This is a genomic window from Niabella sp. (genome assembly GCF_030150205.1).
GTDB lineage: Bacteria > Bacteroidota > Bacteroidia > Chitinophagales > Chitinophagaceae > Niabella.
This window is the reverse complement of the sequence record NZ_JASLGT010000033.1, coordinates 110,476-133,471: the sequence shown is the minus strand read 5'-3', so window position 1 is coordinate 133,471 and position 22,996 is coordinate 110,476. Positions and strand designations below refer to the sequence as shown.

General features: G+C 46.0%; 18 protein-coding genes. 9 read left to right on the top strand and 9 right to left on the bottom strand.

The genetic code is table 11. The features are described 5' to 3' along the window. The first annotated feature begins 245 nt into the window (after positions 1-245). On the top strand, positions 246-1,721 hold the full coding sequence (gene proS / locus Q1V85_RS23985; protein ID WP_300604354.1) for a proline--tRNA ligase: 1,476 nt from the start codon (positions 246-248) through the stop codon (positions 1,719-1,721). A 64-nt stretch (positions 1,722-1,785) separates the two neighbouring features. Here the strand turns inward: proS and Q1V85_RS23980 are convergent, their stop codons facing one another. From Q1V85_RS23980 to lpxA, 3 genes are all read right to left on the bottom strand, one after another. After that, positions 1,786-2,193, bottom strand: a complete 408-nt coding sequence (locus Q1V85_RS23980) for a cobalamin B12-binding domain-containing protein (protein WP_300604352.1) — start codon at positions 2,191-2,193, stop codon at positions 1,786-1,788. Positions 2,194-2,261: 68 nt separating this feature from the next. Next, positions 2,262-2,888 (bottom strand): ATP-binding cassette domain-containing protein, encoded by a 627-nt coding sequence (locus Q1V85_RS23975; protein ID WP_300604349.1) that lies wholly within the window; start codon positions 2,886-2,888, stop codon positions 2,262-2,264. Next, complete coding sequence (gene lpxA, locus Q1V85_RS23970) at positions 2,863-3,669, bottom strand: acyl-ACP--UDP-N-acetylglucosamine O-acyltransferase (RefSeq protein WP_300604347.1); 807 nt, start codon at positions 3,667-3,669, stop codon at positions 2,863-2,865. Before lpxA ends, Q1V85_RS23975 begins: the two co-directional genes overlap by 26 nt. A gap of 166 nt (positions 3,670-3,835) precedes the next feature. On the opposite strand from lpxA, the gene Q1V85_RS23965 reads away from it, so the two are divergent. Further along, a complete protein-coding gene (locus Q1V85_RS23965; RefSeq protein ID WP_300604344.1) occupies positions 3,836-4,774 on the top strand; it encodes an AraC family transcriptional regulator in 939 nt (312 codons plus the stop codon). A 242-nt stretch (positions 4,775-5,016) separates the two neighbouring features. Here Q1V85_RS23965 and Q1V85_RS23960 read toward each other — a convergent pair whose 3' ends face one another. The 3 genes from Q1V85_RS23960 to Q1V85_RS23950 form a co-directional block, all read right to left on the bottom strand. Continuing rightward, positions 5,017-6,306, bottom strand: coding sequence for a sugar MFS transporter (locus tag Q1V85_RS23960; protein ID WP_300604341.1), 1,290 nt, complete (start codon positions 6,304-6,306; stop codon positions 5,017-5,019). Between the two features lie 135 nt (positions 6,307-6,441). Next, positions 6,442-7,017 (bottom strand): DUF6580 family putative transport protein, encoded by a 576-nt coding sequence (locus tag Q1V85_RS23955; RefSeq protein ID WP_300604338.1) that lies wholly within the window; start codon positions 7,015-7,017, stop codon positions 6,442-6,444. 231 nt (positions 7,018-7,248) lie between these two features. Further along, positions 7,249-8,166, bottom strand: a complete 918-nt coding sequence (locus Q1V85_RS23950; protein ID WP_300604335.1) for an AraC family transcriptional regulator — start codon at positions 8,164-8,166, stop codon at positions 7,249-7,251. Between the two features lie 321 nt (positions 8,167-8,487). Between Q1V85_RS23950 and Q1V85_RS23945 the strand changes: the two genes are divergently transcribed. The 7 genes from Q1V85_RS23945 (at position 8,488) to Q1V85_RS23915 (ending at position 20,190) form a co-directional block, all read left to right on the top strand. After that, positions 8,488-11,637, top strand: a complete 3,150-nt coding sequence (locus tag Q1V85_RS23945) for a TonB-dependent receptor (RefSeq protein ID WP_300604332.1) — start codon at positions 8,488-8,490, stop codon at positions 11,635-11,637. A 20-nt stretch (positions 11,638-11,657) separates the two neighbouring features. Further along, on the top strand, positions 11,658-13,577 hold the full coding sequence (locus tag Q1V85_RS23940) for a RagB/SusD family nutrient uptake outer membrane protein (protein ID WP_300604329.1): 1,920 nt from the start codon (positions 11,658-11,660) through the stop codon (positions 13,575-13,577). 25 nt (positions 13,578-13,602) lie between these two features. Continuing rightward, a complete protein-coding gene (locus Q1V85_RS23935) occupies positions 13,603-14,844 on the top strand; it encodes a DUF4959 domain-containing protein (protein ID WP_300604326.1) in 1,242 nt (413 codons plus the stop codon). Positions 14,845-14,879: 35 nt separating this feature from the next. After that, a complete protein-coding gene (locus Q1V85_RS23930) occupies positions 14,880-16,106 on the top strand; it encodes a DUF4998 domain-containing protein (protein ID WP_300604324.1) in 1,227 nt (408 codons plus the stop codon). A 144-nt stretch (positions 16,107-16,250) separates the two neighbouring features. Continuing rightward, positions 16,251-17,618, top strand: a complete 1,368-nt coding sequence (locus Q1V85_RS23925) for an alpha-L-fucosidase (RefSeq protein WP_300604321.1) — start codon at positions 16,251-16,253, stop codon at positions 17,616-17,618. Between the two features lie 140 nt (positions 17,619-17,758). Further along, positions 17,759-18,640, top strand: a complete 882-nt coding sequence (locus Q1V85_RS23920; protein ID WP_300604318.1) for a hypothetical protein — start codon at positions 17,759-17,761, stop codon at positions 18,638-18,640. A gap of 266 nt (positions 18,641-18,906) precedes the next feature. Continuing rightward, positions 18,907-20,190 carry a glycosyltransferase gene (locus Q1V85_RS23915; RefSeq protein ID WP_300604315.1) on the top strand — a complete coding sequence of 428 codons (1,284 nt, stop codon included), beginning with the start codon at positions 18,907-18,909 and terminating at the stop codon, positions 20,188-20,190. A 406-nt stretch (positions 20,191-20,596) separates the two neighbouring features. Here Q1V85_RS23915 and Q1V85_RS23910 read toward each other — a convergent pair whose 3' ends face one another. From Q1V85_RS23910 to Q1V85_RS23900, 3 genes are read right to left on the bottom strand one after another with little or no spacing between them, the layout of a single operon-like run. Next, positions 20,597-22,261: a C45 family peptidase gene (locus Q1V85_RS23910; protein ID WP_300604312.1), complete on the bottom strand. Its 1,665-nt coding sequence runs from the start codon at positions 22,259-22,261 to the stop codon at positions 20,597-20,599. A gap of 42 nt (positions 22,262-22,303) precedes the next feature. After that, positions 22,304-22,759, bottom strand: a complete 456-nt coding sequence (locus tag Q1V85_RS23905) for a DUF3368 domain-containing protein (RefSeq protein WP_300604309.1) — start codon at positions 22,757-22,759, stop codon at positions 22,304-22,306. Then, positions 22,752-22,979, bottom strand: a complete 228-nt coding sequence (locus Q1V85_RS23900) for a UPF0175 family protein (RefSeq protein ID WP_300604306.1) — start codon at positions 22,977-22,979, stop codon at positions 22,752-22,754. Before Q1V85_RS23900 ends, Q1V85_RS23905 begins: the two co-directional genes overlap by 8 nt. Between the last annotated feature and the right edge of the window lie 17 nt (positions 22,980-22,996).

Genomic DNA, 22,996 nt, shown 5'->3' with positions numbered 1-22,996 from the left:
TAATTAATCACCAATTGCAGCTAATTGTTACCCTTTTAAATATACATTTGCAATTGCTGATAAAGTTACGTTAATAATGACGTTCTTTTGTTAAAAAAGATGCATAATATGTTGTTAATTCACAACATAGTTAACGTACAAAAGGTTCAGAATGCAACAGGAAAGGAAGCGGTTGAAATTTATGGTTTGACCTTCCCCGGCACAAATGAACCAGGAACTGTGAATAATTAATTATTAACTATTATATGAGCAAGGAAGTTACTTCGAGAGCGGAAGATTATGCGCAATGGTATAATGACCTGGTTATAAAAGGAGGCCTGGCCGACTATTCCGCCGTAAGGGGATGTATGGTTATCAAGCCTTATGGTTTTACCCTTTGGGAATATATGCGCGATGCGCTGGATAAAATGTTTAAGGATACCGGGCATGTGAACGCCTATTTCCCGCTTTTTATCCCTAAAAGCTTTTTGAGTAAAGAAGCCGCTCATGTGGAAGGATTTGCGAAAGAGTGTGCGGTGGTAACCCATTACCGGTTAAAGAACGATCCGGATGGAAAAGGTGTAGTGGTAGACCCGGAAGCGAAACTGGAAGAGGAACTGATCGTACGCCCTACCAGTGAAACGATTATCTGGAGCACGTATAAAGATTGGATTCAATCTTACCGCGATCTTCCCCTGCTCATAAACCAGTGGGCCAACGTGGTTCGCTGGGAAATGCGTACCCGCCTGTTTTTGCGTACTGCAGAATTTTTGTGGCAGGAGGGGCATACCGCACATGCTACAAAGGACGAAGCGGTGGAAGAAACGCGCAAAATGCTGGATGTATATGCCACATTTGCAGAAGAATTTATGGCTATGCCGGTGATCAAAGGTGTGAAAACCGCCAGCGAACGGTTTGCCGGTGCAGAAGATACCTACTGTATTGAGGCGCTGATGCAGGACGGAAAGGCACTCCAGGCAGGTACCTCTCATTTCCTGGGACAAAACTTTGCGAAGGCCTTTGATGTAAAATTCCTGAATAAGGAAAACCAACAGGAATACGTTTGGGCAACCAGCTGGGGGGTAAGCACCCGGTTGGTAGGGGCGCTGATTATGGCGCATAGCGATGACCAGGGACTGGTGTTACCGCCCCGGATTGCTCCGCTGCAGGTGGTGATCATCCCTATTTACAAGGGGCAGGAGCAAAAAGCCCTGATTGATGCCAAGGCCACGGAGATCCTGGAAGACCTCAAAGGAAAGGGCATCCGGGTAAAGTATGATGATAATGATAACAACCGCCCGGGGTGGAAATTTGCAGAGTATGAAATGAAAGGAGTGCCGGTGCGGCTGGTACTGGGAGCGCGGGATCTTGAAAACAATAAAATTGAAGTGGCCCGTCGTGATACGAAGGAGAAGGAAACCATCAATCTGGATGGCATTTCACAATATGTGAATGGGCTGCTGGTAAAAATACAGTTTGAAATGCTTCAGCGGGCGCGGAAGTTTACTGAAGAAAAGACCACCTGGGTAGATACCTGGGACGATTTTGTAAAAACACTGGATGAAAAAGGTGGTTTTGTAGCCGCCCATTGGGATGGCACGCCGGAAACGGAAGCCGCTATTAAAGAGAAAACAAAAGCCACGATCCGCTGTATTCCGCTTAACAATCCGCAGGAAGACGGAACCTGTATCCTGTCCGGAAAACCGTCTAAAGAGCGGGTGCTGTTTGCAAGAGCTTATTAATTGTTTCAAGTTTCAGGTTCCAGGTTTCACGTTTAAACCTGGAACTGTGAAACTGAAACAACATTTAAAAATTTCTTCTTTTCGCTACTTCTTCCTGAATATAGGTGGCGATGGATTGGGTGGTGCTCCCGGGCGCAAAGATCCGTCCCACACCCATGCCCGTTAGTTGCGCCGCATCGTCATCCGGCACAATACCACCGCCAATGAGCAGCACATCCTGCATTTGCTGCGCTTTCATCAATTCCAGCACTTTTGGAAAAACGGTCATATGTGCACCGCTCAGGATGCTGATGCCGATCACATCGACATCTTCCTGGATGGCTGCCTGAATGACCATTTCCGGTGTTTGTCGCAGACCGGTATAGATCACTTCCATACCGGCGTCCCGCAGGGCGGTAGCGATCACTTTGGCGCCACGGTCATGGCCATCAAGGCCTATTTTGGCAATCAAAACACGTAAAGGTCTGTTCATATTACAAATGTATGTGTAAAATATGCTATATGCTATGCGAAGCTTAAAGCTTCGCATAGCATATAGCATTAAAATACCTTGTAGTCCATGATGCTGAGGCGCTGCCTGCAGAATTTGTATTCCACTTCATCATTGCTGCCCACCAGCACCAGCCGGTTTTGGGCATACTGGTCAATGAGTGCATAGTACAGATCGATCCCCTGCCGGTCGAGATTGGTACAGGGCTCATCCAGCAACAGCACCGGCACGTCTGAATAAATACATTGCGCCAGCTTGGCCCGTTGTTTCATCCCGCTTGAAAACTGCTGGATCCGTTTATGTGCCGCGGCCTGCATCCCGATTTCTTCAACAATCTTCCTGGGAGTTATCCCGGCTACGAAAGGTTTAAAATGCTGATGAAATTCGAGAAATTCCAGGAGGGTCATTTCTTCAACCAGCTCCAGGTAGGGGGCGCAATAGGCAATACGGCGATACACTTTTTCAGGAGGCAGGACTGCACCGTCTGTCCACGTGCATTGACCCTCATTTAAATGAAGCGCACCGCTGATTACTTGTAAAAAGGTACTTTTTCCGGATCCGTTAGATCCGATGATGGCATAGCTATTGCCGGATTCGAACTGAAAGGTGAGGTTTCTGAAAATCCAGTCGCGGTTAAACCGTTTACCAGCCTTATTCAAGGCTATCGTCATCGCCATTCCCTTTGGTATATCGTTTAATAATACCCCTTGTGCTTTCCTGGATGAAGGTGAGGATCTCATCGCGCTCATCCGTAACGGCAAATTCCTCTTCCAAGAGCTGCATGGCCTGGGTAACATTCAGTCCGCGGTTATAAATAGTGCGGTATATATCCAGGATGTGGTTGATCTTTTCTACGGAATAACCGTTTCGTTTCAGCCCAACAGAATTGATGCCTGCATAGCTCAATGGTTGTCTGGCAGCCTTAATATATGGAGGCACATCCTTGCTTACCAGCGATCCGCCGCTGATAAAGGCATAGGATCCTATTTTTACAAACTGGTGTACAGCGCAAACGCCTCCAAAGCCTACATGGCTTCCCAGCACTACATGCCCGGCAATCTGGGTACTGTTGCTGAGGGTACAATAATCGCCAATAACACAGTCGTGGCCGATGTGGCTATAGGCCAGGATCCAGCATCCTTTGCCCACTACGGTCTTCCAGCGGTCGCGGGTACCCCGGTGTATGGTTACAAATTCGCGGATCACGCAGTCGTCTCCGATCTCTACATTCGTTTTTTCGCCATCGAATTTTTTATCCTGGGGCTCTGAACCGATCACGGTTCCGGGGAAGATCTTACAGTTCTTTCCGATACGGGTGCCCTCCAGTATGGTTACGTTTGAACCGATCCATGTACCTTCTCCAATTTCAACATCCTGATGGATTACAGTAAACGGGTCTATTTTTACATTCCTTGCTACCTTGGCATCCGGATGTATGTATGAATTAAAATGGATCATGTACTTACAGGGTCAAACCAATAATAAATAATGGCGCAAATTTAGACATTCACCAATTAATTGTACATATTTTTTTAATAATAGATTGCAAATCAGGTATTATTACCGTTAATTGACAATTGTTTGTTGGCTTTGTAACGGTTTAAAGATACCTTTGCTGCCGGTTATGAGTGAAACTGAAGAAATTATACGGTTAAGTTTCAAGGACTTGGATCAGCCTTCTTCGCTGGATCTGATGGCACACCGGATCCATCAGATTCCCGGTGCGGTGCAGTATGAGATCAAACGGTATAGCCGCCCGGCAAATATTTTAACAGAAGATATGGGAATGCTGGCGTATGAATACAGCAGCCAGAAACTCAAAGAAAATAACCTGAAACTGAAATTTTGCATTGCCGGTAATATGTATTGCAGCCGGGAGAATTGCGGAAAATGTACCGTCGGAAAGGCCCGTGAATGTGAAGATAGCAAGGAAAGCCTGGATGTGGTAAGCGTTCAGTTTACACCGGCGCATTTATCGGGGTTTATAAAAAATCGCACCAGCAACAGTTTTAGTGACTCGTTGCTCAAATTTAAACACAAAGTTTCTTTTACCCGTACGCTGCCTTTATGCTGTAAAACCAAAACGGTTATCGAAGGCCTGCTGGAGCACAGTTATGATGGTACACTGGAAAACATTTATGTAAATGCCCAGCTGCAGATGTTGTTATTGCTAACGATGGATTCCATGGCCGATGACAAGCAGCTGGAAGTGATCAGCTGTAAGTTCTTATCCAATGAAGCGGACAAGGATAAGGTGGAAAAAGCCCGGGAGATCCTGATCAAACATATCGGGGAGCCCATCACCATCAAGGAGCTGAGCCGGAAAGTGGCAATGAATGAGTGTTACCTGAAAAAAGGGTTCAAGGAAATGTATGGCACCACTATTTTTGATTTCTATCAGAACCAGCGGATGGAACATGCCAAATACCTGCTTTATGAAAAAGGACTGAGCGTAACCGATGTATCGATGATGCTGGGCTATTCCTCCATTTCTCATTTCAGCACGGCGTTTAAACGGCTTACCGGTTTAAAACCCTGCGAACTTTTATTTGCGTCTAAATAAGGACCGGTGGTGTCTAACTGCCACGAATACACGAATATTTTTTCTTTTTGCGGTCTCCCGTTTTGCAATAGAATATATTGATACTACAAAGTAGCGGCAGGCGTTTTGCTGATCGATACGAAACGATATGGAAATCTTCCGTTTTTTATACTGTCGCACGTTAAGTTATTCAGCATACTTTAAATAAAAAGCCCTGTAAAGTTTTTTGAAAAACCTTACAGGGCCTGCGCAATGCGCTATAATTATTTTTTCAATCTGCTAAGACCTACTTTGTGGCCGCTGATAGCAAAATACAGGATATAGAGATAGCAGGGCATTACTAAAAGAAAGTAAGACAGCTGGAAATTGATGTGGAGCCGATCCTTTAAAAATCCATAGAGAATCGGTAAGATGGCTCCTCCGGCAATACCCATGATCATGATGGCAGAACCGATCTTGGTAAACTTACCGAGGTGACTGATGCCTAACGGGAAAATCGCTGGCCACATTAATGAGTTTGCCAGTCCCAACAGCGCAATAAAGATCACCGATGCATAACCGGAACTGAAATAGGCAATAACAGAGAATACAATTCCCAGTATGGCGCAAATCCGCAATGCCGCCTGTTGTGAAAGAATTTTGGGGATGGTGAAAATCCCCACCACATAACCCACCAGCATACCGCCCAAGGTTAAGGATGTGAAGTATTTGGCCTGGTCGGCATGAATACCCAGTTCCTTTCCATATACACCAATAATATCACCCGCCATTACTTCGGCACCTACATATACGAAAATACAAAGCGCGCCCAGGAAAAGGTGGGGAAACTGGAAGATGCTTTTATGATGCACCACTTCTCCGCTGGTTTCGTCCACTACGTCCTCCTCTGGATTTACCTCCGGAAGGTGTAAGAATTTAATCAGTATCGCAAAGAGGATGAATACGATGGCCAGTACAATATAAGGCGTATTTACCCGGCCCAATACATCATTCAGCAGCTGCTCTTTTTCAACACCGGTAGCTGCGGCAATTTTTGCCTCGGTTTCGGCCGCGTTTTTTAAGAACACTGCGCCCATAATAAAAGGTACAATCATACCTGCAAACTTGTTACAGATTCCCGCCATACTAATCCTTTTGGCTGCGCTTTCAATGGGGCCGATAATTGACAGGTAGGGGTTAGAGGCGGTTTGTAACAATGCCAGTGCAGCACCCTGCACAAAAATTCCGGTAAGGAATAATTCAAACGATCTGGATTTAGCGGCAGGAATAAAAATTAAAGAACCCAGCGCCAGTACGATTAATCCCAGTACTAATCCCGTTTTAAAGCCGGTCTTTTTCAGGATCCAGGAGGAAGGAAGGGCCAGTACAAAGTAGGCCATATACGAAGAGAAAGTAACCAAAAAAGCCTGTATATCCGAAAGGCCAAAAGACAATTTAAAAAAGGGAATAAGCGTTCCGTTTGCCCATGTTACAAATCCGAAAATGAAAAAAAGTCCGCAGATCGTAGCCAATGGAAGCAAAATGTTTTGGGAATTGGAATTGGTTCCTGCCATTACAAATCGTTTAAAATGAATTAATGGCTCTAAAAATAGGGAAATTATTGCTGCTATTGGCAATTGTTGCAACCGATTGCGCATAAAAAAAGCATGAATGAAGAATTCATGCTTTCATGCTTTAAATTTTATATATCAGGCTTTTGAATACCGGAGTGAAGGAAGGCTTTTTTGTGCCAGGGCATATACGCCAAACAATACAGCACTATAAAACAGGTCGCCTCCAAAGGCACCCAGGAACAACTGGTTGCTGAACTGGTTGTAAAAAGGCAGGGCCCTCAGGTAGGTCATCCCTAATGTAAGTCCTGGTTCGTATTCGATGCTTCCGGAAATACCACTGGCCACCCATACTCCAAAGTTGGAAATGATCCAGAAGATGGCGGAGCCGGTGAGCGAATAGCCGAGCACCTTTACAGCTTTGGGCTGACGGAGCGTAGTGCCCAGCGCCGTTACCAGCAGCATGGCCCCATACACAAAGAACTGGCTGATACCGTAAAAACCACGGGCGCCGGTAAGACTGATCACCAGATCCGAAAGCAGGTAGGCCAGCAGCGGCATAATATAGGCCATCCATTTTTTATCAAAAGTAGCACCGCTAAACAGCGCCATGGCCACCAGTGGTGTAAAATTATAAGGATGGGGAAGAATGCGGCTCAGGGCGGCAATCAATATCATTAACGTAACAACCCAGAACTTATTTGTTGCTTTCATAATCCGAAATGAAGTTTATAAGACGTAAAAGTAAAAAACTTTTAGGAAATGCTTCAAAAACAGGTTTTTGAGCGGCTTTTACCAAATACCTTGCAGTCGAAACAGGCGTGCAAAACCTGCCGGATCTTTGTGACAAAAAATCTGTGACCATTTTTTTCTGTCACAAAAATAATGTCACAGCGTTGACGGTCAATGAATAAGACCTTCTATTATTGGCAACCATCTTTTAAATCATCCAAGTTTAGGATTATCGGCGTCGTTCCATTTCTGGAGGCGGTATTGCTGGGGCGACATGGCCATATATTTTTTAAACATACGGGAAAAATAATAGGGATCATCCATACCCACATGCTGGGCCACGTCTTTTATTTTGATGGAATTGTTCAGCAACAGCAGGCAGGAATGCCGGATCTTCAGCTGGATAAAATAATCCAGTGGCGGTATACCCGTTGCTTTCCGGAATTGCTGGGAAAAATAAGAAACCGATATGCCCTGGGCAGCCGCCATTTCAGGAATGGTTAGCCGGCTGTTGATATGCTGCTGCATATGTGCTTTTACCGCATCCAGGAACAGGCTGGTTTGAGAAACAGGTTTCTGCTCCCACTGTTCGGCAAATAAAAAAGACGCAACAAATTTATATAAACAGAAATTTGCGTTGAAAAGAGTTTCGTTGTTCACACCCCGTTCCAGGCAATTATACATCATCTCCCAGGTGGTAATGCCCCTGTCGTTAAAGGCAATAGGGCGCGGCCCGCGGTCTGCCGTAATACCCAGCGACCGGTTCATATCTTCAATTTCATTGCCGGTATAATGTACCCAGTAAATGGTCCAGGGCTCATCCTCGTCTGCGCCGTAGCGCATGTACTTTGCTGTGGCCGGAAGGATGGCGTATTCATTGGCACGTATCTCGAAATGATGTTTATCAATCGTATACCAGCCCTTTCCTTTCAAACAATAGAAGAGGATATTATCATGGCATCCGTTCCTCCGTTCGCGGTAATGATAAAAAGCCTTTGGAAAATAGCCGATCTGGGTAATGTAGAGTTGTTTTAAAAACGGGTTTTGCTGCAGCGTTTTTTGCAGGAGCTGATGGGGGATTTCGAGCATTTTTTCGCCCACAAACCCATCTCTTCGTTTAAAGGTAGACATAGGCAAGAAGTATTTAATTATCCATTAAATATGGTGAATAATCCATCTCATTTTTGGTTTAATACCTGTTAAAGTTAGGTAAAAGTAACCTGATTCAGCAAAAAACAAGGGGGTGATGTACAGTCTTTTTTAAAACGTTTATTTATTGATATGTTTAAACAATATATCGAATAATCCATCTTTTTTGGCCAAAAGCCTATTGCCTTGCAGTTGGAACCCCACTTATTTTGTAAGACAATTTTTAACGAATCTTTAAATGCTATGCTTGCTGCCAAACGATTGTCTTTTTGGGCAATATTGGGTTTACTAATAGCCCTGCCCATGCTTTCTCATTCGCAAACCGGTAAAATCAATGCCACGGGTACAGTGGTTGATTCAACGGGGAGCATCTTAACGGGAGTAACCGTTTCCACGGCCAATAACAAAAAGATGACCTCTACCGATGTGAACGGGAAATTCATCCTGGAAGTAGATTCCGGAACGGTCATTCATTTTACCCTGGTAGGCTACCAGCCGGAACAGGCATTGATTACACCCGGCAATGCCACGGTTTCGATTACAATGCAACAGATCACCTCCGGAATGGATGAAGTGGTGGTTACCGCATTGGGACGTAAACAGGTACGGGAATCGGTAGTAGGGTCTGTGGTTACTATAAAACCAGAGAACCTGCGGATCCCGGCCAGTAACCTTACCAATGCCCTTGTGGGACAAGCTGCAGGGATCATTGGATTCCAAAGCAGCGGACAGCCAGGACTGGATAACTCCAACTTTTTTATCAGGGGGGTTACCACATTTGGTTACCGGGCAGACCCGCTGATTCTTATCGATAATATAGAGGTGGGCAAGGACGACCTGGCGCGTTTGCAGGTAAACGACCTGGAAAGTTTTACCATTTTAAAAGATGCCAGCGCTACTTCGCTGTATGGAGCCAGGGGGGCAAACGGGGTAATACTGGTAACAACCAAATCCGGTAAAACCGGAAAAGCACAAATCAATCTCGTTCTGGAGAACACGCTTTCCACCGCAACCAGTACTATAAAACTGGCGGATCCCGTTACCTATATGAAAATGTATAACGAAGCTACGGTTACCCGTGATCCTACCCTGGCACCGCCGTTTAGCGCCGACAAAATTCATAATACCCAGCTGACAATGGACCATACCCCGGGCAGCAATCAATACGTATACCCTGCGGTAAACTGGCTGGATCTACTGTTTAAAAAAGCCAGCTATACACAACGGGCCAATCTGAATGTAAGTGGGGGAACCGATTTTGCACACTACTTTATTTCCGGCTCTTACAGCAATGATAACGGGAGTTTAAAATCGGACGCAGCGAATAGTTTTAAAAACCGGCTGCGGTTTACCACCTATCAATTGCGTACGAATATTGATTTTAATCTTTCCAAAACAACCGTACTTACTACACAGTTGTGGGGGATCTTTAATGACTATATCGGGCCGCTCACCAATGATGCCAGCTATTCGGTAGATCTTTATAATGTGGCCACGCATACCAGTCCGGTGCTGTTTCCGCCTTTCTATGCTCCGGACTCCGCTAACCTGCTTACGCAGCATATCCTTTTTGGAAATGCCTTTGGGGCCAATATGAACAGCGTAGGCTATGGTAACCCTTATGCACAAATGCTCCGGGGCTACAAACGGTTTTCTACCTCAAACATGACGGCGACCATGAAGCTGAATCAAAAACTCAACTTTATTACCCCGGGATTGGTTTTCGACGGCTTTGTAACCATTAAGCGGTATGGTTATTTCGATAATACCATGGCTTATAATCCTTTTTATTATACCATACCGGATGGTGGATATGATATTGGTACCAATCAGTATAAGCTGCAGTGGATCAACAATACCCCGGGCGCTGCTACAGAATACCTGGTGTATTATCCCGGTGGTAAAGATGCATCGGCATATGTACATTTCCAGGGAAGACTGGATTATACAAAACGGCTGGGAGATCATGAAGTGGGAGCTACTGTAAACGTCATTCGCTTGCAGCAACTCAATGCCAATGGAATTGACCCCAATACCCGGCAGCCGTCATTGCCCTACGCGCTTCCCTACCGGAATATCAATTTTGCAGGAGAAGCCAGTTATGCCTTTAAGTCCCGGTATTTCCTGCGGTTCAATTTTGGGTACAATGGTTCTGAGCGGTTCGACGAAAGTCACCGGTATGGATTTTTTCCAACCATTGGTGCCTCATGGGTTGTATCAAAAGAAAAGTTCTGGAGCGAGGCGCTTGCCAATGTAATCTCTACGTTTAGACTAAGATCGAGCTTTGGTTATACGGGTAACGACCAGGTGGGAAGCCAGCGGTTCTTTTACCTGTCGGACGTAAACCTGGCTGCCAATAATGGTGCGGCCTTCGGAATCGATAATGGATATTTCCGCCCGGGGGTAAGGATCAATAATTATGAAAACAAAGCCGTAACCTGGGAGCGGGGATTGAAATTTAACGGAGCTGCAGAAATTACCCTGTTCAAAAAGATTGATCTGATTGCAGAGTATTGGAAAGAGCGGCGATCGGATATCTTAATGCAGCGGAATATACCCTCTTCTACAGGGCTGGAGGCAGCCGTGTATGCGAACGTGGGTGTGGTAGATGCCAACGGGTGGGATCTTACGGCGAATTATAACCAGGTGTTTTCTAATAAACTTTCCATTTCGTTTATGTCGAACCTGACCTATTCGCAAGCCATCCACACCAATTATGAAGAGCCGGCCTATCTTACAGAGCCCTGGCGCCGCCGCACCGGTTCCATTGTAGGTCAGCCCTTTGGTTATATTGCCGAACGGCTTTTTGTAGACGATAAGGAAGCCGCTTCTTCACCCACACAGAATTTTGGTACACTGGCGCCCCGCGGCGGCGATATCAAATACCGCGATATTAACGGCGATGGTCAGATCACGGTGGCCGATATGGTACCCATCGGGTTTCCATCAACGCCGCAGATCTCTTATGGTTTTGGCGCATCGATCCGGTATGCGGCATTTGACATGGGATTCCGCTTCCAGGGGAACGCCCGTACTTCCCTTTTCATCCGCCCCTACGATATCAGTCCTTTTGTAGCAGGGAATGCACAGGTATTGCAGTCGATCGCCGACGACTACTGGTCGGAATCGAATCAGAACCTGTATGCCTTTTATCCGCGGTTAGGAGTGAACTATAACTCAGTAGTAAACAATTTGCAAACCAGCACCTGGTGGATGCGTAAGGGCGATTTTCTCCGGCTGAAACTGGTAGAGCTGGGCTACTCGATGCCCAATAACCTCTCCAGGAGACTGGGATTAAAAAGCTGCCGCATTTATGTAAATGGATCCAACCTGTTCCTGTTCTCCGGGTTTAAATTGTGGGATGTGGAACAAAAGAATAGCGATGGAACGGGCAATGGCTTTTTATATCCTTTACAAAAGGCGTTTAACCTTGGATTTAACATCACCCTGTAACAAAACAAATGCAAAAACTCATGAACAATTCAAGATATACCACCTGGTTTTTACTGCTCCTGTTGATATTGGGCACCACATCCTCCTGTAAAAAATACCTGGATGTAACGCCTGAGAATGTGGGTACAATCGACTATGCATTCCGTAACCGGAATGAAGCGGAAAACTACCTGTTTGCCTGTTATGGTACCCTGCAGTCCTTTGGCAATGCAACATCGGATCCTTCTTTTACCACTTCCGGTGAGATCATGTATCCTGCTACCATTGGAGAGGGGCCAAAGGTTTTTGATGCCGGCTTTCAGCTGATGCGCGGTACGCAGAATATATCGAACCCTGTGCTGAATTATTGGGATGGAAGCTATGGAGGATCTGCGGTTTTCCAGGCCATCCGCCGCTGCAATATCATGCTGGAAAATATCAATAAACCCATCGACCTGACTCCTTTTGAAAAAGGCAGATGGATCGCCGAATTAAAATTCCTGAAAGCCTATTATCATTACTTCCTGGCAAAGATGTATGGGCCGGTACCCATCTATAAAGTAAACCAGGATATTACCACACCCATCGAGCAGCTGCGGGTAAAGCGGCAGCCGGTTGATTCGGTATTTAATTATGCGGTACAATTGATCGATGAAGCCATACCCAACCTTCCGGTAGTAATTACCGACATTAACCGGGAGCTGGGCCGGATCACAAAAGTGATTGCCCTGGCGGTAAAAGCAGAGATCCGTACTACCCAGGCGAGCCCCTTGTTTAACGGTAATCCGGACTATGCCGGTTACAAAAATAAAGACGGGCAGCAGCTGTTTTCTACCACTTTCGACGCTGCCAAATGGACCACGGCGGCTGCGGCCTGCAAAGCAGCGATCGATGCAGCGCAGCAGCAGAACCTGGGCCTGTACCAGTTTATACGGCCCGCCAATCTCCCGGCCAATCTTCCTGCCGTGCTGCGCCAGGTACTAACCCTTCAGAATGCGGTTACTGAAAAATGGGATCTCAACAACGAAGTGGTTTGGAATTTGAATACGAACTACTATGAGCAGGCCAATTCCATTCCCCGCCTGGTGCCCGACTTTAACCTGGGTGCAGCTCCCGGTACCCTGGCTGTGCCAATTGGAACCACCGACCTCTTTTATACTAAAAACGGGGTGCCGATCAACGAAGACAAAACCTGGGATTATACCAACCGGTTTTCGCTCAGAACAGGTGATGCAGCGAATAAATACCTGATCGGGCAGGACTATCAGACCATTAAAAATAATTTTGACCGCGAGCCGCGTTATTATGCCAATATCGGATTTGACGGGGGTGTATGGTATGGCAATGGCGTGCTGGATCCGGATGCCGCCATATACGTGCAGGCAAGAACGGGTCCGGCTGCTCCTAAAGATAATTCAAGGCTTAATGTTACCGGCATCTGGCCCAAAAAACTGGCGCATTACCTGAGTGTTTTTGATAAGAACGGGTTTTCTCAAACCTCGTTCCGTATTCCCAGGATGCGGATGGCAGACCTGTACCTGCTTTATGCAGAATGTTTAAATGAAAGCAACGGGCCTACTGCCGAAGCATATGCATATGTTGACAGTGTAAGAGGCAGGGCCGGGCTGAAAGGTGTAGTAGAATCATGGGCGAATTATTCCTATAACCCCGGGAAACCACTTACAAAAAATGGATTAAGGGAGATCATTCACCGGGAGCGCCGGGTGGAACTTTGTTTTGAAGCAAGGGCCGGCTGGGACCTGCGGCGCTGGAAGGAATGGACAACAGTAATGGCGCAGCCGGTGCAGGGCTGGTCGGTTTTTCAGCACGATCCTTCCGATTTTTACATCCCGGTAACCCAGTTCATACCCAGTCTTACGGTCAAGGACTATTTCTGGCCGGTATCTGACGGGGCTCTCCAATATAATGAGAACCTGGTACAAAGTCCCTACTGGAAATAATTGCAGAATCTTTAAACTTTTTTATATGAGCAATCATCGCTTTCATTATCTATTTCTATCCTGCTCTTTAGCCACTCTATTACTCTTTATCGGGGCTTGTCAGAAGCGGGCCGATTATAATGGCCCGTTATCGAATGATACCGCAAAACCCGGAACGATCACCAATGTTAAAGTAACCAATTTTAACGGCGGCGCCTATATAACCTACGATCTTCCGCATTCGGAGAACATCCTGTATGTAAAAGCCAATTACACCATCAACGACAAAACCGGTGCAACGCTTGAAACAAAGTCCAGTTATTATTCTGACACCCTTACGGTAAACGGGTTTGCAGAAAAAAAACAATACGATGTTACCTTAAGAGTGGTGAGCCGCGCCAATGTAGCATCGGATCCCATAACCGTAAAAGTAAATCCGGATACACCGGTGTACCGGGTGGTAGCGCAAACCCTGGCAATGACGCCTGATTTTGCAGGTGTGCGGGTGGCGGGAATAAACCGGTTGCAGCAAAACGTGGGAGTTGTCTTTTTGTACAATGATCCGTATTTTAAAAAGTATACGATCCGGCAACAGATATTCTCCAATTTCAGGGATATTAGTTTTGCGGCAAGAGGGTTTGATACCCTGCCCAAACCGGTAGCGGTATATACTACGGACCAGTGGGGCAATAACTCCGATACAATTTATAAAACCATCAGTCCCCTTTATGAGATCATGCTGGATAAAAGCAGGTTCTTTGAGTATCACCTGGGCAGCGATAGTCCAACAGATCAGTATGGCTGGTTAACGCAATATATGTGGGACAATAACACCGGCTCCGGATGGCATACCAACCAGCGGGTACCCTATGTATTACCACCTACTACGAGCTTCGGACTGGGAGTGTCTGCCAAACTCAGCCGGTTTAAACTATGGCCCAGGGATGGTTATCTGTGGGGGCATGGAAATCCCAAAACATTTACCCTTTGGGGCTCTAATGAAGTTCAGCCCGGCGATTTCAAACCACCTATGACAGCCGCAGAAGGCACCAGGATAGGGGATTGGGTCAATATCGGCAACTACCGCTATCCGGATCCTCCTTCCGGAAACCCGCCATCAGCAGCTACTGATGCAGACCGGGCATGGGCCAACCAGGGAACGGAGTTTAACGTGTCCTTTGCGGCTCCCAAGATCCGGTTTATGCGGGTAGTGGTTCCGGAGAACTGGGGCGGGGATAATACGTTTGCGCATATTATGGAACTTACTTTTTACGGCGATCCCAGATAAGCTAATTTTTATCACTTTAATTGTATGAACGGGCTATGAATACTATAAAAACAATTTTAATTTTTACGCTCTGCGGTATATTGATCAGCAGTGTATACACGGGATGCAGCCGGCAGGCCGATGATTATAAAAAGTACCTGAACAATAAGGAAATTACGTATACAGGAACGGTTACAAATTTCCGGGCCAAACCGGGGAATCTGCGTGTACGGCTGGAATGGAACCCCAGTCCCGACCCTTCAATTTCGAAGTATGTGGTTTACTGGAACAATGGCAACGACTCCTTGATAGTGCCTGCTACCAGCAGTAATACATCCGACACGATCCGCGCCCTTATCAGCGCTAACCTGCAGGAATCCAATGTTCAGAACTTTATCCTGTATACCTATGATGACCGCGGTAACCGGTCTATCGGGCAAAAAACACCGGTTGTAAAATTATACGGACCCATCTATGAATCTTCATTGTACAACCGGCAACTGAACGCCTCCAATCCGCTGGAATTGGTAGGCACAGATTCCATCCGGTTATTTTTTACCAAAACAGATTCAACGAATATCTTTTCAAGACTGTGGTACTACAACCAGCAAAGCGGTAAACTGGATAGTACCGTTTTAAAAGGAGATGTAACAACGATACCATTGTTCAAACCCGGAACGAAACTTTGGATCCGGTCCTTTTTTGTACCCTCCTCAAATGCCATCGACACCTTCCAGGTTCCTCAACCGGATACTTTGTCGGTTACCATTCAGATGCCGGTTTCCAAAGACCTGTTTGCGGTAGTAAAAAATGCCTATGATATGGCAAATTATGAAGACCAGACCGGCGTTTCGCGGTTATGGAACGGAAGCGTTGGTCCCCAGGACTATCCGAATATTTATCATAATTCGGGCACACCACCCTTGCCCGGTACCATCAGTTTTGACATGGGGAAACGTTATAGTGATCTTTCTGCCATTGAAGAAACCGGCAGAAATTGCTGTAACAATCCCGCTAAATTTGAAGTATGGGGCATTGCCGATACCACGGGTGCTTTTCCTGCATTGCCCGGTAATGATCCGCAGTGGGCGGCTCAAATGAGCGCCAGAGGATGGACGCTTCTTACAGATGCCGTTCGTACTGATGATGGGGTGAATGCTATGAAATTTTCATTTATCGATAATCCGCCCCCCGTCCGGTTCATTCGCATACGGTTTAAAGCAACCGTCAATAATTCTAATTTTGTCAACCTGAGCCAGCTTGGTTTCTGGTACCGGTTATAGTATTGCCGGCATGCTATAACTGCGGTGTTGCGGAATAAATGATAAAAACAAAGCCAATAATAACACTGAAGCATGGTAGCGCGGATTTAGGAAACGGTCCGTATTTCATACCTGCTTCGGGTTTAACAGATCTAAAATTTTAAAATGAAAAAAACAGTATTGATTTTATGGGGCTGTTGCTGCCTGCTGGCTATGAACGCAGGTGCTCAGCAAAAATCCATCTTTAATGAAACGGCTCAGCAAAAGAAAAATCGCATGCAATGGTGGCAGGATGCCCGTTTTGGTATGTTCATTCACTGGGGCCTTTATGCGCTTCCGGCCAGACATGAATGGGTGAAGAATTATGAGCAGATCACGAATGCCGATTACCAGAAATATTTTGACAATTTTGATCCGGATAAATTCGATCCCAAAAAATGGGCGCGGGAGGCAAAGAATGCGGGTATGAAATATGCCGTGTTAACGACCAAACATCATGAGGGATTTTGTCTGTTTGATTCAAAATATACCGATTATAAGTCCACCAATACAGCAGCCAGGCGCGACCTGGTAAAAGAGTTTGTAGATGCCTTCCGGGCAGAAGGTATCCGGATCGGTTTTTACTACTCGCTGATCGATTGGCACCACCCGGATTTTACCATCGATGGAGTGCATCCGCAACGTATTGATAAAGGAACAGAAGCAGATTATGCTGCGGTGAACAAGGGCAAGGATATGAAAAAATACCAGTTATACCTCAAAAACCAGATCACGGAACTGTTGACGAAATACGGGAAAATCGATATCCTCTGGCTGGATTTTTCCTATCCCGGAACCTTTGGGAAGGGCCGTAACGACTGGGCTTCCATGGACCTGATCAAAACCATCCGGAAATTACAGCCGCAGATCATCCTGGACAATCGTATGGACCTGAATGATTACACGGATGGATATGATTTTGAAACCCCGGAACAGGTAGGGCCGGAAGAACTGGTTAAATACAAGGGTAAGTTTTGGGAAACCTGTCAAACCTTTTCCGGCTCCTGGGGATACCACCGGGACGAACATACCTGGAAGAATCAACGGCAGTTGCTGGACCTGCTGATTACTTCGGTGGCGAATGGCGGTAACCTGATCCTGAATGTAGGCCCCACAGCAAGAGGCCAGTTCGATTACCGGGCCAACCGGGCATTGGACAGCCTGGGATACTGGATGGATGCCAACCAGCGTTCCATCTACAACTGTACTTATCCTACCGATGCGTATGCGTTGCCGGCGTCCTCAAATATGCGGGTGACCTGCAACCCCCAAACCAAACGGCTGTACCTGCACCTGTTTGACTACCCGGCCAACGGAAAGCTGGTGTTACCCGGCTTTAAGGGCAAAATAACGTATGCCGAATTCCTTCATGACGCTTCTGAAATACAGTATAAACCTGCAGGGGATAAAGATCTGGAATTGAAACTGCCGGTTCAGAAACCTCCATACGAGGTTCCCGTTATTGAGTTAATGCTCGCAGGTACGGGATCATAAACATAGAAGTGTCTTCCGGTACAGGGCTGTCTTCAACACGTTGGAGACAGCTTTTTTATTTTGCGTAATGTGATGATAAAACGGATTTCTTGGCGGCTCATTTTTATATAGATACAGCAAAAACCGTATATTTATTTTATATGTTTTCCATCCGGGTTTTTATTATCATTTTGATGTTGCAATGCGGTTATGCGTTTTGCCTCAGGGCGCAGGAAAATGAGATCCATGTTTCAGCCGGCTATGGCAGGTCCGATTTGCATTGGTCCATTGCGGGCAATACCGATGGAACGAATCCGAACATCTTATCGGAATTGGTATGGCAGGAGTTACAGGGGCCGGTTTGGAATGCCGGTGTACGATATGCGTTGAATAAAAAATGGGGCATTGAGCTTGGTGCCGGATATCATAATATCACCAGGGGAAGCGTAACGGATAGGGATTATGTGCAGGATAACCGGCAGGGCAATTCTTACGATGAACAATTTAACAGTCAGGGAAAAGAGGTAATGATGGATGCCGTGTTAAATTATCATACCGGAAGCATATCGGGTTTTCAGATCCGTCCCTTTATCGGGTATACCTTAAAAAAACAGGAAGCGTTGATGTTGGGGGATGAGGTGAATGCGCGCGATCTGCACAGTTCCTATAAAACTACATGGATGGGCGCACAGGCCGGTGTAAATGCATCGAGGGCGTTTAACCGGCTGGATCTGCGGATCGATCTTTCGGGCGGACTACTAAACTACCGGGCGGAGGCCCTGTGGAACCTGATTGACAAATTTGCAAAGCCGGTAAGTTTCCGGCATTATACAGCAGCATACCAATTAAAAGGAACGGTAGAATTGGGCTATACATTATGGCAGCGGTTAAGAGTTATGGGGTATTACCGCATCGCACACGCAGATGCCTGGAAGGGCACGGACAGAGCCTATTATTCCGATGGCAGCACTGTTGATACCCGGTTAAACTGGGTTACCACTACCGGCACTGCTTTTGGCGCAGGGCTGGGATACCGGTTTTAATCATTGATTTTAAATCAGCAGTTCACTTTTATTTCCCGTTTACATATTGGCTTTGGCCATTTTGAAACCAGCCCGGAATGACCGGTTTTGCTGGTCCTGCGGCTGCGCCTGTCTGTGCAGAATTTTTGAGCCGCTTGTCCGGATCGGATCTGTTGCTTTTTAGATAAAATTAATTTTTGTGGCATATTTATGAATAAATACTATTTTTAATAATCATTTAAGTGTTTTAATTGTACATTTTTTAACCAAATCTAATAAGCGAAGCGATGCATTATGGAATCATTACTTTCGGCTCCAGGGGAGACGTACAGCCTTATATTGCCCTGGCGTTGGAGCTCATTGAACAAGGAAACAGCGTTAGTATTGTGGGAAATGAAAATTTCTCTGATTTCGTAGCTACCTACGGGATCCCGTTTTATCCGCTTCCGGTGGATTCGCAAAAAATACTGCAGTCCCCGGAAATAGCGGGCATTCTTAAGTCTGGCAATGTGATCACGTATTTACGGGAGTTAGGAAAGATCATCCGGAAAGGGCAAGACGCTGTTTTGCAAAACATGGTCCACTATTGTGAACCTTTTGATGTGCTGGTGGCAACCCCGCTTACCGTGGTATGGGTATTTTCTGTAGCGGAACGGTTGCGAAAACCCTGGGCCATTGTTCAGTTAACCGTTCCTTCGGTGCCAACGGCGGTCTTTCCATACCTTGGACTCGATTTTTTTAATGCACCCTCCTACAACCGGTTTACCTACCGGTTGATGCGCTGGCTTTTCTGGAAAGAACATAAAAAGGATATACAGGAGCAGCGGGCACTGTTAAAGCTCCCGCCGCTTGAAAAACCGATGCCGAAAAAGATCGATGAGCAGCAGGTATTACAATTACATGCGTTCAGCCGTTTTCTGTTGCAACGGCCATCCGATTGGCCGCAGGAAGCCGATATTACCGGGTTTTTAGACCTGAAAGCCGCCGGACAGGACTCCGGTACTGAGCAAGCGGTCAGCAATTGGCTGAAGCAGGGCACTCCACCTGTTTATATTGGTTTTGGAAGTTTCGCGGTGCCCGATCCAACCATTTTTTACGGGATACTGGAATATTTACTAAGCCATACCGAAGGGCGTTATATTTTCTGCCAGGGCTGGAGTGAGCCTGCGGAACTGCCCAAAAGTCAACGGGTGTTTGAAGTAAAGGCTATCGATCATTCCTGGTTATTTCCACAATGCAAACTGGCAGTGGTGCACGGAGGTATTGGAACCGTGGGGGCCGGACTTCGATCTAAAATACCCGTGGTTGTCGTTTCCGTTTTGGGCGATCAGCCAATTTGGGGAAGGTTTGTTAAACGGAAGGGATGGGGCGCGCATCTTCCTTTTAAGCAACTAACGGCAGAAAAACTTTTGAATGCCATCCGCGCCGCTGACCAGGATACGATCAGGACTTCCGTTCAGGAGGTAGGCAGCATGATGGAGCAGGAGAACGGGGCTGCTGAGACAGCTTCAAAGCTGGAAGCCTATTTTAAAACGCAGGTGCCAGCCATCCCGATGCCGACGGGCGCTTAGGAATATTATTGTAAATAAGGATTGCCGGCCAGGGCCAACGTGATGTTTTTATTGCCACGGATGCGCAGATTACGCATGGCGGGATCGTAGCATTTGAGCCCGGAGACCCGGTCTTCCATTGAGGGTATGTTGTTAGTTGCTGTAAAAAGCATGCAGTGTTTTATGAGGGGAGCAATAAAGTTTTGGCAATTTTTTGAGATCAGTTGCTCCGATATCTGCGTGTCTGTGGCTATAGGGATCATCTTAATACTGACCCTGATCGGGATAGTGCATAAAGGCGTGCACTGTTCCGGTTTTTCATTTTTAACTATTGGCGATAAGCCCTGGAAATAAATCAGTGGGGAGCTGCATTGCATTTCATCCGGAGATCAGCGGACAACGGTCTGTTTAACCAATGAACAAAGCCTCACCGCGCTGTTTTTTGCCGGGCCTTCTTCAGCATGGCTTCCGCATGCTCCCGTTCGCCATGGTTGGCAATTTCCAGCGTTAACGCTTTTTGATAATATTGAATGGCTTTTTTATAATCCTTTTTCTTATAAACATAATCGCCTGCAATAATATAGCTATTGTAAAAAGTTGGATTTTCCGCCACCAGGCTGTCGGGGTTTATTTTTTTACCATCCTGGATCGCGGCCTTATAATTCCGGAATGCTTCAAAACGTTTGAATTTCGGTGTATAAATAAACGGATCGGCCGGAATGGTGTACTGCGCTTCATTGATCTCCTGGTTCTGTTTCATTCCTTTTAGCGCAAATACTTTTTTAAGATCATAACATACAAAGGCCCCCAGCTGCCAGGGTGTGGTAGAAACCCATACCCGCAATTGCTGCGGCTCAAATACAATCGAATGGTGTGCGATGAACTGGTTTACCGCTTTTTCATTTCCAAGACCAATATCTGCATTGTTCATTCCCCGGTAATCGCGCAGGATATCAATGGTCTTTTGGACGGAGTTCTTTCCGTTTGCAGTTAACAGCTGGTTCAGCCGGTTGTAGCGGTAAACGGAAGAGCTTTTTTCACGCATTTCCTTATTGGGCTTCGAGTTCCAGAATGTACCGCTTTGAAAATGGTTGGTACAAAGGATTTCATTTTTGTTAGGATCATAAACCGACAGGGAGTCCGGTGTTTTTTCAATGATCACCGCCTTGTTGTCGGCTGCAGACCCTACCAGGAAGGATTCCGATACAAACATTTTCCGTTTTTGAGCAATAGCCACTGCCTCTTCAATGTTTTTTGCATATTGAACGATCTCGCGTGCCACCAGCGAAACGGGTGTGGCGGCTCCCGTAGGATAGCTGCTTTTGGCCGCGTTGATGGTAACGGTAAGGCCTTTTTCATTCATCCCGGAAACGACACCGATAAATCCGCCCCAGGTAACGCTCATAAATTTATAACCGGCAGATGGGTTTTCAAATGCGATGATCTTGTTCTTTGCAAAATCGTCCCCCACATAAAAATCAAAGTTCCGGCCAATGATCATCGTACTATCTTCCGAAGCGGCGCCCCAGGTGCCAAAAGAAGTACAGCCCACTAAGGCCAGGTTTTGCAGGGCGTGGCCAATATCGTGCGCCGAATGATAATTGAGGATGCGTTGGTATTTATCGCCGATACAACCATAGTTATCGGATGCAGATCTTGACACTCCGTAAATCTCTTCTTTGTATTCATCCGTTATATAATCCGGTAATTTCCGGTTGAAGAAGCCGATAAAGTATTTTAAAAAATGCCGGTAAAATGTTGAGGGCACCATTTTGTTGATCTGTGCACTAAAATAATCTTCCTGCAATTGTACCAGCTCTTTACTGAGCTTTCCGTTGATGACACCCCGTTCAAATGGTGCGCCCTCTACATATAATTCATACAGTCCGGAGTTGCTCTTGCGGAACCAGCTGTTATTGATGGTATACAAACCCAAATCGGGTTGCTGCCGCTGCAGTTGCAGGGCGGTGGTATCTTTTATTTTTGGATCAGGAATATCAGATACCCATACAAGGTAGGCAAATAATACACCGAACAGTAAAGCAATCACCGCCAGTACCCGCAATAATCTTCGTAAAAACCGACTCTTCATGCTATATTTAGTTACGGTACAACACCAATACCGAAATCTTGTTTATTCGTTTGCTGCCTTCAATGCCTGAAATTCAATTTCCGCCGATAAACGGAAATTGGTTTGTTTTATTTTTTCCAGTATAGGTTTTATTGACGGAATAATGCCTTTTAATTTCGCTTTTATAATCACACCCAGGGTACCGGTATAGGTTAGTCCTAAATGATTTGCGACCCTTCTTCCTTTTATGTCGTCCAGGATAAGAGTGCTATCTGGAATTTCCAGTGCCAGGGCAATGGCACTGGATTCGCCTTTATCGACCTGCATTTCCAGAAGCTGCTGCCGGTATGTATCTTTTACAACAACGATCGCTATCCATTCAGGAAGTGGATCGCCAAACTCTGCAGCAATTTCAGGCGTAGTAATAATATGCCCATAAACTTTGTGTAAAAGTTCTAATTCACCAATATTGCTTAGAATAATGAAACAGCTGGTGTCCGAGATAATTGTTTTAGGCATTCGCTATATCTCTTGAAAGGTCCGATGCAGGGAAGTTAAAGAGGGAAACATCATAGCTGCCCAATAGCTCTGCAAAGGTCCTTTTTGTAAGCCCTGCAACTTCAGCAGCTTGCCCCAATGAAAGTTTCCCTGTTTCGTAAAGCCGGCTTGCTACCAGCATCGCGAGTTGCTGGTTGTCTACGTCTACATTATCCGGTATATTAAGTGTTAAAACCTTCATACTGCAAATTTACTACA

What these genes read in the sequence shown, in the direction of transcription:
- Q1V85_RS23980 (WP_300604352.1), bottom strand. Translation starts at nt 2,193, where the DNA reads ATGAACAGACCTTTACGTGTTTTGATTGCCAAAATAGGCCTTGATGGC.
- Q1V85_RS23950 (WP_300604335.1), bottom strand. Translation starts at nt 8,166, where the DNA reads ATGTCTACCTTTAAACGAAGAGATGGGTTTGTGGGCGAAAAAATGCTC.
- Q1V85_RS23900 (WP_300604306.1), bottom strand. Translation starts at nt 22,979, where the DNA reads ATGAAGGTTTTAACACTTAATATACCGGATAATGTAGACGTAGACAAC.
- proS (WP_300604354.1), top strand. Translation starts at nt 246, where the DNA reads ATGAGCAAGGAAGTTACTTCGAGAGCGGAAGATTATGCGCAATGGTAT.
- Q1V85_RS23975 (WP_300604349.1), bottom strand. Translation starts at nt 2,888, where the DNA reads ATGGCGATGACGATAGCCTTGAATAAGGCTGGTAAACGGTTTAACCGC.
- Q1V85_RS23905 (WP_300604309.1), bottom strand. Translation starts at nt 22,759, where the DNA reads ATGCCTAAAACAATTATCTCGGACACCAGCTGTTTCATTATTCTAAGC.
- lpxA (WP_300604347.1), bottom strand. Translation starts at nt 3,669, where the DNA reads ATGATCCATTTTAATTCATACATACATCCGGATGCCAAGGTAGCAAGG.
- Q1V85_RS23940 (WP_300604329.1), top strand. Translation starts at nt 11,658, where the DNA reads ATGAACAATTCAAGATATACCACCTGGTTTTTACTGCTCCTGTTGATA.
- Q1V85_RS23915 (WP_300604315.1), top strand. Translation starts at nt 18,907, where the DNA reads ATGCATTATGGAATCATTACTTTCGGCTCCAGGGGAGACGTACAGCCT.
- Q1V85_RS23910 (WP_300604312.1), bottom strand. Translation starts at nt 22,261, where the DNA reads ATGAAGAGTCGGTTTTTACGAAGATTATTGCGGGTACTGGCGGTGATT.
- Q1V85_RS23925 (WP_300604321.1), top strand. Translation starts at nt 16,251, where the DNA reads ATGAAAAAAACAGTATTGATTTTATGGGGCTGTTGCTGCCTGCTGGCT.
- Q1V85_RS23920 (WP_300604318.1), top strand. Translation starts at nt 17,759, where the DNA reads ATGTTTTCCATCCGGGTTTTTATTATCATTTTGATGTTGCAATGCGGT.
- Q1V85_RS23965 (WP_300604344.1), top strand. Translation starts at nt 3,836, where the DNA reads ATGAGTGAAACTGAAGAAATTATACGGTTAAGTTTCAAGGACTTGGAT.
- Q1V85_RS23960 (WP_300604341.1), bottom strand. Translation starts at nt 6,306, where the DNA reads ATGGCAGGAACCAATTCCAATTCCCAAAACATTTTGCTTCCATTGGCT.
- Q1V85_RS23945 (WP_300604332.1), top strand. Translation starts at nt 8,488, where the DNA reads ATGCTTTCTCATTCGCAAACCGGTAAAATCAATGCCACGGGTACAGTG.
- Q1V85_RS23930 (WP_300604324.1), top strand. Translation starts at nt 14,880, where the DNA reads ATGAATACTATAAAAACAATTTTAATTTTTACGCTCTGCGGTATATTG.
- Q1V85_RS23935 (WP_300604326.1), top strand. Translation starts at nt 13,603, where the DNA reads ATGAGCAATCATCGCTTTCATTATCTATTTCTATCCTGCTCTTTAGCC.
- Q1V85_RS23955 (WP_300604338.1), bottom strand. Translation starts at nt 7,017, where the DNA reads ATGAAAGCAACAAATAAGTTCTGGGTTGTTACGTTAATGATATTGATT.